Annotated in this window: 13 protein-coding genes; 3 read left to right on the forward strand and 10 right to left on the reverse strand. The window is 61.1% G+C overall.

What is annotated here, in order from left to right; all coding sequences use genetic code 11:
• Positions 1–11: 11 nt before the first annotated feature.
• The 6 genes from folE to DCC27_RS08775 form a co-directional block, all read right to left on the reverse strand.
• Positions 12–572: a GTP cyclohydrolase I FolE gene (folE, locus tag DCC27_RS08750; protein WP_110101599.1), complete on the reverse strand. Its 561-nt coding sequence runs from the start codon at positions 570–572 to the stop codon at positions 12–14.
• Positions 572–2599: an ATP-dependent zinc metalloprotease FtsH gene (ftsH, locus tag DCC27_RS08755; protein WP_210403465.1), complete on the reverse strand. Its 2028-nt coding sequence runs from the start codon at positions 2597–2599 to the stop codon at positions 572–574. Before ftsH ends, folE begins: the two co-directional genes overlap by 1 nt.
• Positions 2600–2729: 130 nt before the next feature.
• A complete protein-coding gene (hpt, locus tag DCC27_RS08760; protein WP_110110847.1) occupies positions 2730–3281 on the reverse strand; it encodes a hypoxanthine phosphoribosyltransferase in 552 nt (183 codons plus the stop codon).
• A gap of 1 nt (position 3282) precedes the next feature.
• Entirely contained in the window at positions 3283–4374 is a 1092-nt protein-coding gene (gene tilS / locus DCC27_RS08765) for a tRNA lysidine(34) synthetase TilS (protein WP_246840075.1), read from the reverse strand.
• A complete protein-coding gene (locus tag DCC27_RS08770; protein ID WP_110110848.1) occupies positions 4371–5354 on the reverse strand; it encodes a zinc-dependent metalloprotease in 984 nt (327 codons plus the stop codon). The genes tilS and DCC27_RS08770 overlap by 4 nt, the downstream gene beginning before the upstream one ends.
• Before the next feature lie 31 nt (positions 5355–5385).
• Positions 5386–6771 (reverse strand): D-alanyl-D-alanine carboxypeptidase/D-alanyl-D-alanine-endopeptidase, encoded by a 1386-nt coding sequence (locus DCC27_RS08775; protein ID WP_110110849.1) that lies wholly within the window; start codon positions 6769–6771, stop codon positions 5386–5388.
• 103 nt (positions 6772–6874) lie between these two features.
• Between DCC27_RS08775 and DCC27_RS08780 the strand changes: the two genes are divergently transcribed.
• Both DCC27_RS08780 and DCC27_RS08785 read left to right on the forward strand, forming a co-directional pair.
• A complete protein-coding gene (locus DCC27_RS08780; protein ID WP_110101602.1) occupies positions 6875–7354 on the forward strand; it encodes an inorganic diphosphatase in 480 nt (159 codons plus the stop codon).
• A gap of 175 nt (positions 7355–7529) precedes the next feature.
• Positions 7530–8192: a hypothetical protein gene (locus tag DCC27_RS08785; protein WP_110101603.1), complete on the forward strand. Its 663-nt coding sequence runs from the start codon at positions 7530–7532 to the stop codon at positions 8190–8192.
• On the opposite strand, the gene DCC27_RS08790 is transcribed toward DCC27_RS08785, so the two are convergent.
• Together DCC27_RS08790 and serS are read right to left on the reverse strand one after the other, a co-directional pair.
• Positions 8189–8989: an HAD family hydrolase gene (locus tag DCC27_RS08790; RefSeq protein WP_243857775.1), complete on the reverse strand. Its 801-nt coding sequence runs from the start codon at positions 8987–8989 to the stop codon at positions 8189–8191. The two genes, DCC27_RS08785 and DCC27_RS08790, sit on opposite strands and share 4 nt — an antisense overlap.
• Before the next feature lie 77 nt (positions 8990–9066).
• A complete protein-coding gene (serS, locus tag DCC27_RS08795; RefSeq protein ID WP_110110863.1) occupies positions 9067–10350 on the reverse strand; it encodes a serine--tRNA ligase in 1284 nt (427 codons plus the stop codon).
• Positions 10351–10415: 65 nt separating this feature from the next.
• On the opposite strand from serS, the gene DCC27_RS08800 reads away from it, so the two are divergent.
• Positions 10416–11495, forward strand: a complete 1080-nt coding sequence (locus DCC27_RS08800; RefSeq protein WP_158524626.1) for a diacylglycerol kinase family protein — start codon at positions 10416–10418, stop codon at positions 11493–11495.
• On the opposite strand, the gene pheA is transcribed toward DCC27_RS08800, so the two are convergent.
• Entirely contained in the window at positions 11475–12395 is a 921-nt protein-coding gene (pheA, locus tag DCC27_RS08805) for a prephenate dehydratase (RefSeq protein ID WP_110110850.1), read from the reverse strand. The two genes, DCC27_RS08800 and pheA, sit on opposite strands and share 21 nt — an antisense overlap.
• Before the next feature lie 6 nt (positions 12396–12401).
• Entirely contained in the window at positions 12402–12728 is a 327-nt protein-coding gene (locus tag DCC27_RS08810) for a rhodanese-like domain-containing protein (protein ID WP_110099256.1), read from the reverse strand.
• Between the last annotated feature and the right edge of the window lie 33 nt (positions 12729–12761).

Below are 12761 nucleotides of genomic sequence, written 5' to 3' on the forward strand. Positions count from 1 at the left end.
TCTGCCGGTGGTTACTTTCGCAAGATCAAGCTCATGGCTTCGGAGCGAGTGGAAGCATCGCGCAATTGTCCGCGCACTGCTGAGGTGACGGTCATGGCTCCGGGGGATTTTACGCCCCGCATCGACATGCACAAATGCTCTGCTTCTACTACCACAATAGCCCCGCGCGGGTGCAGATGAGTCATCAGCGCTTCAACCAGCTGATCGGTCAGGCGTTCTTGGACCTGTGGGCGCCGGGCGTAAACATTGACCAGCCGGGCCAGCTTGGACAAACCGGTCACTTTGCCCGATTCCGAGGGGATATAACCGATATGGGCCTGACCGTGGAAGGGCAACAGGTGGTGTTCACAGGTGGAGTAGAAGGCGATGTCCTTGACCAGCACCATCTCGTCGTGGACCAGGTCGAAGGTCTTTTCCAGCACCTCGCCAGGTTCTTGGCCCAGTCCTCCGAAAATTTCGGCGTAGCTACGTGCCACGCGCGCCGGGGTTTCCCGTAGCCCGTCGCGGTCGGGATCTTCGCCGATAGCTTCTAGGATCTCACGCACGGCGGCTTCAATGCGTGGCAGGTCCATTAGCACCCCTGCGGACTCTCGCCGGGGCTGTCATTCGGCAATCCGTCGCCAGGTTGGACCAGCGGGTTGAGGGTATCGGAGTGCCGTTCCGGATCCTCACCGGCTTGTTGAGCGGCCTTCTTTTCGGCCTCAGTCTGGACCGGTGGAATATCGGAGACCGGACGATCTTCATTGAACAGCCACGGCGGACGCGGGTCGCGTTTGCGCACCGGTGCGAAGATTTCGTCCAACTCGGCTCGGTTCAGGGTCTCCCGGCTGAGCAACTGGGACGCTAACTCATCGAGCACGTCCCGGTTTTCGGTCAGAATCCAGTGGGCCTCGGCGTGTGCATTGTCTAATAGGCCACGGACCTCCTCATCAACCACCGAGGCCAGCTCATCGGAGTAATTGCGGTTGGGCTCTTGTTGGGCGTAGGCATCCTGGTTGGCCGAGCCCAGCTTCACGGTCCCGATCTTGGCCGACATGCCGTAGTCGGTGACCATTTTACGCGCGGTTTCGGTGGCCTTCTCAATGTCATTGGAGGCACCGGTGGAGGGGTCGTGGAAAATAATCTCTTCGGCCACCCGTCCACCCATGGCATAGGCCAGCTGGTCGAGTAGCTCATTGCGGGTGACCGAGTACTTATCTTCTTCCGGGATCACCATGGTGTAGCCCAGCGCTTTTCCGCGCGGAAGGATGGTGACCTTGGTGACCGGGGCTGAGTTGCGCAATCCGGCCGCCACCAGCGCGTGCCCGCCCTCGTGGTAAGCGGTGACTTTGCGCTCGTGTTCTTTCATCAACCGGGTGCGTCGTTGCGGACCGGCCATCACGCGATCGACGGCCTCATCCAACGCGCGGTTGTCGATCAACTGCGCGTTAGAGCGGGCGGTGAGTAGCGCGGCCTCATTGAGCACATTGGCCAGATCCGCACCCGAGAAACCCGGGGTTTTCTGCGCCAGGGTCTTCAAGTCCACGTCGTCGGTCATCGGCTTGCCTTGGGCGTGGACGGTCAGGATTTTCAGCCGGCCTTCCAGATCGGGGGCCTCGATGGGAATCTGACGGTCGAAACGACCCGGACGCAACAACGCCTGGTCCAAGACGTCAGGACGGTTGGTCGCAGCGATCAGGATGACGTTGGTGTTGGCGTCGAAACCGTCCATTTCCACCAGTAGCTGGTTCAGGGTCTGTTCGCGTTCGTCATTACCGCCACCGATACCGGCGCCACGGTGACGACCCACCGCATCGATCTCGTCGATAAAGACAATCGCCGGGGCGTGATTCTTGGCCTGCTCGAACAGATCGCGTACGCGGGAGGCACCGACACCGACGAACATTTCCACGAAGTCGGAACCCGAAATCGAGTAGAACGGCGCTTCGGCCTCGCCGGCCACGGCCTTGGCGACCAGGGTTTTACCGGTCCCGGGAGGACCGTAGAGGAGTACGCCCTTCGGAATCTTGGCACCCACCGCCTGGAACTTCGCTGGCTCGGTGAGGAATTCTTTGATCTCGTATAGCTCGTCGACTGCCTCGTCGATACCGGCGACGTCTTTGAAGGTCACCTGTGGCATGTCCTTGTCGACCATCTTGGCCTTGGACTTACCGAACTGCATGATCTTGCCGCCGCCACCCTGCATGCGGGAGAGAATGAACCAGAACAACAGGGCAATAATGATGAACGGGATCAAGAAGCCCAACATGGACAGGAACCAGTTATTTTGCACCGGTTCGTCGGTGTAGTCGTCCACGTTGGACTCGGCAATGGTGTCCATGACCGTTTCAGCGCGGTCGGTGGAGTAAAAGAAGTAGACGTCAGTGCCGACGTCCTGACCTTCGTGCTCGTAGTTGTCACGCAGGGTCAGATCCACGCGGTGGTCGTTATCGGAGACTTTGGCTTGCTCTGCTTTATCGTCTTTGAGTAGTTGTACACCTTCGGAGGTATCCAGCTGGGTTTGGGTTCCAGAGGTCAGCACTGGAACCACGATTAACAGCATCAGCACAGCGAGCACGATCCAAATGATCGGGCCCTTGAAAATCTTTTTGACGTTCACTCAGTCTCCTTACCCCCGCGCGCAGAACGCGTACTCGCCCTAGCATATCGGCAACGTCAACTTGGGGTGGAGTTTGGTTGACACGCTTTCGCAACAAGTGGACAGCGACGCCAGGGGAATGACAGTCCCCTTAGGAGTACACGTGCGGAGCCAGGGTAGCCACCAGCTCGAGGTTGCGGTATTTCTCCGCGTAATCGAGCCCGTAGCCGACGACGAATTCATTGGGGATATCGGCGCCGACGTATTTCACGTCGATGTCGACCTTCAATGCATCCGGCTTGCGCAACAACGTGCAGATCTCCACCGACGCCGGGCCACGAGATTCCAGATTGGTGCGCAACCACGACAAGGTCAGCCCCGAGTCGATAACGTCTTCCACGATCAGCACGTGCCGACCCATCAGGTCGGTTTCCAGGTCCTTCAGGATTCGGACCACACCGGAGGATTTGGTGCCCGACCCATAGGAAGACACCGCCATGAAGTCCAGGGTGACGTGGGAGGTCATGGCTCGAGACAGATCGGCCATCACCATAATCGCGCCCTTAAGTACGCCGACCATCAGCACGTCTTTATCGTGATAGTCCTCGTCGATCTGGGCTGCCAACCGCGCCACGGTGTCGCGCAATTGCTGTTTGTCCAGTAAGACGTGCAGGAGGTCATCCTCGATGTCTTCTACTTTCATCTCAACTCCGTGACGAGGGGACAGTGAACAGTTCTAGTGTGTCATATTCGCCGGGGTTTTGGCCTCGGTTCCGGCGCGCGGCTACCCCGCCTGCCAGCTGGATGGGCCCGGCCGAGGAACCTGGACGCGCCCGGGCTAGCTCCATCACTGCCAGCGTGCGCTCTCGAGACGGCCGTGTGCCGCCCAGTTCGGTGACTGCCTTGCCGATGACCCGGTGCCCCAGCGCGGCGGGAAGGTCTCGGACGGCCTGCAGGTCAAAGCGGATGGTTGCCTTGTGTATCTGGGCCAGCATTCGGTAGCGCCGGTGTGCCTCAGCTTCCAAATACGCGGCGTCTTCGGCAGCAATGGCTGCGGTGGCCAGGAGTCCGGAGCGCACCGTGGGACCCAGCTGTTCCAGCCCGGGTAGCACCTGGTGGCGGATCCGGGCACGTAGGATCCGCGGATCGGTGTTCATCGGATCCTGCCACGGCTCGATTCCTGCCCAGTGACAGATCTGTTCGGTCTCAGCCCGGGAAATCCCTAAGAAAGGGCGCACCACATGCAACGGGTGGTGTAACTCACTATAGGTGGTGGTTTCGGCGATACCGGCCAGCGAGCGCGGACCGGACCCACGCACCAGGCCCAACAGGACTTGTTCGGCCTGATCATCGGCGGTGTGTCCCAGTGCCACGGCCTGGGCCCCGGTGGTGTGAGCACCCTGGGCAAAGGCTTCCAGACGCCCCACCCGAGCGGTGGCTTCCAGTCCCCCGGTTCCGGTTTCCGGCAGATCAAGGGCACGGGTGATCACTGGCTCGAGCCCGAGTCTGGTCGCGATTGTCGCCACCGCGGCAGCGACCTCGGCAGTACCCGACTGAAGCTGATGGTCGAGGCTGATCACCCCAAACCGTCGGGTGTGGTCTGCTCTGGTCTGGCATAGCGCCGCGACGACGAGTAAGGCCATGGAGTCGGCCCCACCCGAAACTCCCAGCAGCGTCAGTGACTGGGGAGGGGTGAGTCGTTGCAATTGCGCCAGCCCTCGATGCAACGGTTCTGGCCACCGGCCGGCGGGCGGAAACGCGCCGGTCAACTGCGGCCGGGTCTGCCAGTGGTTCACAGGGCCTCAGTGCGGGCAATCCAGGCCGTAGCGTCGTGCAGTTCCGCCTCGGTGGGCATGTAGCGGGCGTCGGTGAATACGCGGTTGAATCCATCCATCCCGATCTGCGCGACCACCGCCTGCACGAATTGTTGACCGTTTCGATATTGCGCGGCTTTCGCGTCCATGCCAATGAGTTTGCGGAACAGGGCACCCAACGGACCACCGGGCGGTTTGCGGTCGTTGAACCGGCGCCGAATGGTGTGTTTGGTGGGGACCAGACTGGTCGAGACGGCATCCATGACCACATTGGCGTGGCCTTCCAACAGCGACATCACACCGTTGACCGTCGACATCTGCGCTTTGATGGCATCTCGGCCATTCAGGGCCTGATCGGGGTCGGTCATCATCACCAGCAATGAGGTGACGGCCTGTTGTAAGTACTCGGCCAGCCAGGGTGCTGCGGCAAATTGCACGCGGTGGGTTTGTTCATGCAGGCACACCCAGAGGCGGAAGTCCACCGGATCGAGGTCGAGCTCGCCTCGGATCATCGCGGTATTCGGGGCCACCAACGCCAGCCGACCTCCCCCGCCCGGGCCGGGAACGAAGGGGTCATACTGACCCAGAATCCGGGTGGAGAGATAACCCAGCACGGTGCCGAGCTGTACCGAGGCGGTGGCCCGCGAGGCACCGGCAAAGATTCGGGAGGTGTAGAGCGGATTGCGAGCTTGGACGGCTTCGAACCCGGGACGGGTCATCTCCACCAGCCCGGTTGCCGTGGAGCGGGCCCAACCGGGGCGGTCCAACACCAGCACCTGCGAGTCATCCAGACCGCGCGCCACGTCCAACCCGGTGAGCTGTTGCACGGTCTCGACCGAGGCCGTGGCAGCCGCACGTAACCCGGCGACTTCGGCCCGGGCTTTCCGGGGTGAGACGCGCACTCCGGGCCGGGCAGTGGCGCGCGCTGTGGTCGCCGCCAGGTCTACATCGATCATCTCCATACGACCATCACAGCACACTCAGCTGAAAGAATCAGCAACCACAGCTGGTCAGCGCGGTGGTCAGTTGGTCCAGGTCGCTACGGGCATCCAGGATGCCTCCCCCACCGATGTCTTGCGGCGAGATCAGCACGAAGTACACTGGCCGGCCATCTTGCGTGGTCGTGATTCCCGACAGGGTCACCGAGGCCGCTAGCGTCCCGGTTTTGGCCCGCACGGTGCCCGCGGTGGGCCCCTCGTCCATGCGGGTGGCCAACGTCCCGTCGGATCCGGCCACGGGCAGCCCCTCATCAATCGGGCTCAGTTCCGGGGTAGTCAGGATCGTCTCGACGATCTCCACCAAATCCGAGGCGGTGGTGAGATTATGTGACGACAGCCCGGAGGCATCAGCGATGGTGGTGTTGCTCAGACCGTGTTCGTCGACGGTCTCGGTGATCATCTGTTGGACACCGGTCACGTTGGGTTCAAAACCGCTGGCCATGGCAGCTTGCCGGGCCAAGACTTCCATGATTTGGTTATCGGATTCTTCGATGCCGTAGGCGAGTTGCTCGGCTACGGTGGCCGACTCCGCGCTGGCCAGTTCCTCACCGTCCACGGTCTCGGTGGTTACCGATTGATCGGCCAGGGTGACGGTGAGATCGGAGTCTTCTGGCAGCGCCTCATCGAGGTGTTGCTGGAAGGTGCTGGCCACAAAGCCGGCCGGATCGTGAACGCGATCGGTCCCGGAGGACTTGTGGGCCCGGGCACCGAAGGTGGCAATTGGGGTGACCTGGGAGATATTGCCCGAGGTCACCATGCCCTCTTCTTCCCAATCCGGGTGAAGCTGTTGATAGTCGGCCACCTCGACAGCTACCGTGTACTCCCCAGTGGCTTCTCGTTCGTCCAGAGCAGCCAAGGTGTCCTCGGCGAGGGTTTTCAACCCGGCTCGTCCCGCAACGGCCCGGTCATCCGAGTCCTCCACTCCCATCAGCGCGTCACCGCCGGCGTGGATGGTCAACTGATGATCCGTAACGCTCACGGTGGTGGTGAAACGGTGTGCGGGGTCCAGGTGATCCAAAATGGCCACACCGCTGATGAGTTTCAGGGACGAGGCCGGCGTTCGGATGTCATCGGCGTGCCGGCTGTAGAGCTCGTCGCCGGTGTAGCCATCCACCACCATCATGGCGATGTCTGCTGAGCCGGTGCCGCCCAGCTGAGATTCCAACGCCTGCGGGTCGATGGCTGAGGTCTCCTCGACCTGTTGGAGATAGTCGGTGAAGGCTACCTCGGCGTGGTCCATCGTCTTTTGCGCGATGGTCAGTTTCGGAGCGCTCAATGCCGGGGTGGGAGTGATCAGGAGCCCGGAGGCCACCGCAACCGTCGTCAGGAAAGCCAACGGGACCAGCGCGAAACCGCCCAACGCGAAAGATAATTTGGACATGCACGCTCCCCCGTTTTCTGTGGGCAGTAAAGTTTGATAAGCAGGAGATGAACCCGATTCCGGGTCATTGGACCTCTAGTAGTTTATAGGAGAACTCAGCGCCATGAACCACGATGTGACCGTCGAAATCCCCTCCGGTTCCCGGGTGAAATACGAGATCGATCATCAGACCGGTCGAATCCATTTGGACCGGTTGCTGTTCACCTCGATGCAGTACCCGACTCACTACGGCTATTTTGAAAACACCCTGGGCGAGGACGGCGATCCGCTGGACGCGTTGATCTATCTGCCCGATGTGGACCTGGTTCCCGGCGTGGTGGTCGAAGCCCGGCCGATCGGTATGTTCTCGATGACCGATGACGGCGGCGGCGACGATAAACTGTTGTGCGTCGTCGATGATCCACGCTTCGAGCACATTCAGGACATCCAAGACGTCAGTGACTGGCTGAAGTCAGAGATCGAGCACTTCTTCACCCACTACAAAGACCTGGAGCCAGGCAAGTGGGTCAAGGCTGATGGCTGGAAGGGCCGTGACGAAGCAGAGGCAGAATTGAAGGCCTCCATCGAGCGCTACCACGGTTAATCACCTCACGCCGAACGGTTCTTCCGACACAGCTTAAGAAGCCTCCCCGTCAGAAAAAAATGTTTATACTCTGGAGTTACCACTTATTGATGGTTTTCCAGAAGGATTTACCTCAATAAAGGTTCCAGCATTTATTTTTTGAACTTCCGGCTCTTAAAACAAGAACGGACCACACATGTACGTTGTATCGATCGCCGACCGACCGCGAGGCTCCGCCTCCTCGCACCTGGATTTGTTGGCTGAACGTGTGCGAAATCACACGCCCGCAGATCAGCCCGACATGATCGTGATACAGCGAGACTCCGAACGCTTAACCACACTGTTGACCGATACCGACGCTGTGATTGACACGGCCTTGCACGCATTGCGCCTGGGTCAGCTCAGCGTCGGCATCGGGATTGGTCGTCTCGATTCCTCCGATCAAGAACACCTCGCCGGGCCAGGCCTGGATGCCTCCCGGCAGGCACTACTGGCGGCAGCCAAGCAGGGCCAGATCGCCCCGGTGCGAGTCCACGTCGCCCAGCCCAGCCTGAATTTCGACTCAGCTCGGTTTGCCGAGCATGCCCAGTCGGTCTTACAACTATTGGGGCACACCATTTCCCGGCGCTCCGTGGCCGAATGGGCCGTGATTGACATGATGACCCCGGGAATGCGAGGCCAGCAACGCGATGTTGCCGAGGCTCTGGGCATCACGGTGCAGGCTGTCTCGCAGGCGATTAAGCGCTCACTGTTTAAGAGTGAACACCAGGTGCGGGCAGCCATCGCCGCTCACCTAGAGGCTAGCTACGATCACCTCTACGATCACCACGCGCTGGCCGAGCACGGTCACCGGGTTTAGAGTAACGATTCCAAAACCAGCGCCAGCCCGTCGTCATTGACGTGTTCGGTGACTTCATTCGCGATCCGTTTGACCCGCTCGGGTGCCTGCCCCATGGCCACGCCGCGCTGCGCCCAGGCCAGCATCTCGGTGTCGTTGTACCCATCTCCGACAGCCACCGTCTGATCTTGGTCGATACCCAGCTTCTCCCGGAGCGCTTCCAGACCGGAGGCTTTGGAGATGCCGGCGGCTGCCACATCCAACCAGGCGTTATAGCCCACCGAGTAGGCCACCGAGGTCAAGCCGATGGACTCGACAGCTTCACCAAATTCTTCGACCGAGGAGTCCTGAGAAAACACGACGAGACGCACCGCGGTGGCCTCACACAGTTCTTGGAAGCTGACGCCTCGGGCGCGGACACCAAAACTAAAGTCTTGGAACCGCTCAGTGGACAGAAACGCACCGGATTCGGTTTCGATCGCGAATTTGGCCGAGGGGATCCGGCGCTTGACTTGTCCCAAGACCGGGGCAGGGTCGAACGTCTGCCGGTCAATGACCTGGTAGCCACGGTCAAACTCGGAGCCTAGCTGAAGGGTGACCCCACCGTTGGAGCACACCGAAAATCCGTCCGTGAGTCCAATGTTTTCAATAACCGGCAGAGTCGCGCCAAGAGATCGTCCCGTTGCGATCATCACGTGATGTCCGCGTGCGATCACCGCCTGCGCGGCCTCGCGGACTCGAGGAGACATATGCCCGTCGTGGTCGACCAACGTTCCATCAACATCCAGGCATACCATCTTCGCATCGGATTCGATCATGGATCCAGCTAACCATACCTTTCAAACTGCGGGTAAACAGCTGGAAACCAGCCCCGCCCGAGGGTTTAGGGTGCGGATTAGTCCGTAGCCAGCACCGGCAGAACGTCCAGCCCCAGGTAGGGGCGCAAGGCTTCGGGAACCGTCACTGAGCCGTCAGCGTTCTGGTGGTTCTCCAGGATGGCGACCAGCCAGCGCGTGGTGGCCAGGGTGCCATTAAGGGTGGCTGCTGTCTGCGTACCGGCCTTGTTGCCCTCATCGTCAAATAACCGGTGCCGAACATTGAGTCGCCGGGCCTGATAGGTCGTGCAATTCGAGGTCGAAGTCAGCTCGCGGTAGGTCCCTTGCGTAGGGACCCAGGCTTCACAGTCGAATTTGCGGGCCGCCGATGTGCCCAGATCGCCGGCAGCGGTATCGATGATGCGGTAGGGCACCTGGATTTTAGCCATCATCTCACGTTCCCAGTCCAGCAGGCGCTGGTGTTCCTCAGCGGCCTGGTCCGGGGTAGTGTAAACGAACATTTCCAGTTTGTTGAACTGGTGAACCCGGATAATACCGCGGGTGTCCTTACCGGCGGCCCCAGCTTCGCGACGGTAGCAGGTCGACCATCCGGCGAAACGACGTGGCCCTGCGGACAGATCCAGAATCTCATCCCCGTAGTATCCGGCCAGCGACACTTCGGAGGTACCCACCAGGTAAAGGTCGTCGCGCTCCAACCGGTAAATCTCATCGTCGTGTTCAACGTCGAAACCGGTACCGTTCATGGTCTCGGGACGCACCAGAGTGGGAGTAATAATCGGGGTGAATCCGGCCTGAATCGCCTGGTCCAGTCCCATCTGCATCAGCGCAATTTCCAACCGGGCACCCACGCCAGTCAAGAAGTAGAACCGGGACCCCGAGACCTTGGCTCCCCGTTCCATATCGATCGCACCAATCAGCTCACCGATCTGCAAGTGATCTTTCGGCTCGAAGTCGAACTCGCGCGGGGTACCGACGGTCTCCAGGACCGCGAAGTTCTCTTCACCGCCGGAGGGGATACCCTCGCTAATCAGATTCGGGAAGACCGTGACGAGCCGGTTGAGCTGTTCGTCAGCGTCATTGGCGGCAGCTTCGGCCTGCTTGACCTGGGCTGCTAGTGATTTGACCTCATCGAGTAGGCGTTGCTTTTCCTCCCCGTGAGCGCCGGCGACTTTTTTACCGAACGCTTTTTGCTCAGCCCGCAACGACTCGAACCGTTGCAGAGCGTCTCGACGGTTTTGATCGGCAGCCAGGATGTCATCCACCAGGGATTGCTGGTCACCGCGAGCGCGCTGCGACGCTTTGTACAGATCGGGGTTCTCGGTGAGGTGTTTGACGTCAATCACGCTCACCAGGCTACCGTATTCTCGACGATGACCATGAGCCCTGCTCACCCCGTAGTATGGGCTTTATGCGACCAGCTCAGATCATCACCAGCATTGCCCTGGGCGTTGGGGCCATTGCACCGTTGGGGTGGGCCCTGAAATTGCGCAAGGATCTCCATGAGCGTGAGGAACACATCACCGCCCTCCTGAATCAATTGCAACGGGTGTACGAGCTACCGGAGGTCTCCACGGCGCTGCAAGTGCCCGGCCATATCGGAGTGGTGATGAATCCTCATAAGGAGGAGCTGGTCGAGGTGCTGGCAGCCGTACGTCATGCCGCCTACCTGTTAGGTGTGGAATCGGTCGAGCATTACCCCACCCAAGAAGACGACCCGGGCGTCCAGGCCAGCCGGGACGCCCTGAACGACGGCGCGTCCCTGGTCATCGCGGCCGGCGGTGACGGGACGGTGCGAGCGGTGGCCGAGGCGCTCGTGGACACTGAGGCCGATCTGGGCATTATCCCCGTGGGCACCGGAAACTTGCTGGCCCGGAATCTCAATCTGCCCTATAACGACATCGAACGGTGCGTCGGCCTGGCGTTGCAAGGCACCACTCGCGCGATCGACACGATCGACCTGACCGTGGAACGCACCGACGAATCGGTGCTGACCTCCACCTTCGTGGTGATCGCCGGGGCCGGCATCGACGCTGAGATCATGTCCGATACCCGTGACGGCATCAAACAGGCCGCCGGCTGGCTGGCCTATGGAGAGGCCGGGATGCGTAAGCTCCCGGGCAAACGCAAACCCATCTGGGTCTCGATTGATGATCAACCCGCCCGTCGATCCAAAGTACGCTCGGTGATGATTGCCAACTGTGGCATGCTCCAAGGTGGCATCCGCATGGTGCCGCACGCCAGTATCTACGACGGGTTACTCGACGTAATGCTCCTGGCCCCGCGCAACCTATGGGACTGGGCCCGGGTGGCGCTCAACGCAATCTCCAAAAATCACGCGCCCTTGCGCGCCGTGGACACCATGCAGGGTCAAAAATGTGTGATCGAGTTGGCCGAGCCCATGATTTCCCAACAGGACGGCGACGCCACCGGCACCGCGCGCCGGATCACCGCCACGGTCAATCCCGGCTCATTGCGCGTCCGGTGCTAACAGTTGACGCACCCAGGCCTGACCTCGTTGATACGCCTCATCGCTGAAGTGCTCATCGATCTGGTAGTGGCGCCGATCCGCCCGCGGATATGATCCCAAGAACGTGATCTGCGGGAACATCCGGTACAGCGCAGCCAAACTGGCCCCCACGCGCTGATCGGCCAGGTGCCCCTCCAGGTCGATCGAGAAAAAGTACTGGCCTAACCCGGCCCCGGTGGGGCGGGACTCGATCCGGGAGAGGTTGATCCCGCGGGCGGAAAACTGTTCCAGAATCTGCATCAACGCACCCGGACGATCTTGTGGCAGTGGCACCACCAGCGTGGTTTTATCCGATCCGGTGGGCTTTCCCGGGCTACCGGGGCCGGAGACCACCACGAATCGAGTGACCGCTCCCGGGGTGTCTTCAATGGCCGAGGCCAACACGTGCAGTCCTAGTTCCTGCGCCAAATGCGGGGCACACACCCCGGCCTGTCCGGGGTGTAGCGCCCGAGCTCCGGCCGCGGTGGACCCGGCCGGCACAAATTCCGCGTGCGGGATGGTCTGCTCGGCCCAGCCCCGCACCTGCGCCCAGGCGTGGGAGTGGGTGGTGACCTCCTGGACTGCTGACAGCTCGCGGGCGTCAGGGCTGACCAGTACGAAGGTGATCGGCACCAACACTTCACGGTAGATCTGCAAGGAACCGGCCGCGATCGAGTCTAGGGTGGCGCTGACCCCGCCCTCCACGGAGTTTTCGATCGGGACGACCGCGGCATCAACCTCGCCGCGGCGCACCATGCTCAGGGCACTCATCACCGAACCGGCCGCCACGGCCTGATCGTCCTCGGTGATCACTTGCCGCAACGCGGCCTCGGTAAATGTGCCTTCCGGCCCCAGGAAGGCATAACGCTGTGCTGCGGTCATCGCTGGTTATTTCACCTGCGGTTCGGCATCGCCATCGGCTTCCATCGGCTTACCGGCTTCGAACCACGCGCCGTTACCCCCAGCGACATTGAAGGCCGTGTACCCCTGGGACTCCAGGTATTCGGCCGCCTTCGCCGACCGGCCCCCGGTCCGGCAGATCACGTAATAATCCTCGTCGGGGTCCAGCTGCTCCAAACGGACGGGTAGATCGCCCAGCGGTACGTGGATCGCACCGACCGGTCGCCCCACCTGGAATTCATAGTCCTCGCGCACGTCCAGGATGGTGGCATCATCGGGAACATCGTTGACACTGACGGTTTCGAAAAGACTCATGATCCTAGCCTACTGAGACGGCGGGATTCGTTA

This window comes from Auritidibacter sp. NML130574 (assembly GCF_003185725.2).
Classification (GTDB): Bacteria; Actinomycetota; Actinomycetes; order Actinomycetales; family Micrococcaceae; genus Auritidibacter; species Auritidibacter ignavus.

Coding starts and splice junctions, on each gene's coding strand:
- DCC27_RS08780 (WP_110101602.1), top strand. CDS start 6,875: ATGAACCACGATGTGACCGTCGAAATCCCCTCCGGTTCCCGGGTGAAA.
- DCC27_RS08800 (WP_158524626.1), top strand. CDS start 10,416: ATGCGACCAGCTCAGATCATCACCAGCATTGCCCTGGGCGTTGGGGCC.
- hpt (WP_110110847.1), bottom strand. CDS start 3,281: ATGAAAGTAGAAGACATCGAGGATGACCTCCTGCACGTCTTACTGGAC.
- DCC27_RS08770 (WP_110110848.1), bottom strand. CDS start 5,354: ATGGAGATGATCGATGTAGACCTGGCGGCGACCACAGCGCGCGCCACT.
- pheA (WP_110110850.1), bottom strand. CDS start 12,395: ATGACCGCAGCACAGCGTTATGCCTTCCTGGGGCCGGAAGGCACATTT.
- folE (WP_110101599.1), bottom strand. CDS start 572: ATGGACCTGCCACGCATTGAAGCCGCCGTGCGTGAGATCCTAGAAGCT.
- DCC27_RS08790 (WP_243857775.1), bottom strand. CDS start 8,989: ATGATCGAATCCGATGCGAAGATGGTATGCCTGGATGTTGATGGAACG.
- DCC27_RS08775 (WP_110110849.1), bottom strand. CDS start 6,771: ATGTCCAAATTATCTTTCGCGTTGGGCGGTTTCGCGCTGGTCCCGTTG.
- DCC27_RS08810 (WP_110099256.1), bottom strand. CDS start 12,728: ATGAGTCTTTTCGAAACCGTCAGTGTCAACGATGTTCCCGATGATGCC.
- DCC27_RS08785 (WP_110101603.1), top strand. CDS start 7,530: ATGTACGTTGTATCGATCGCCGACCGACCGCGAGGCTCCGCCTCCTCG.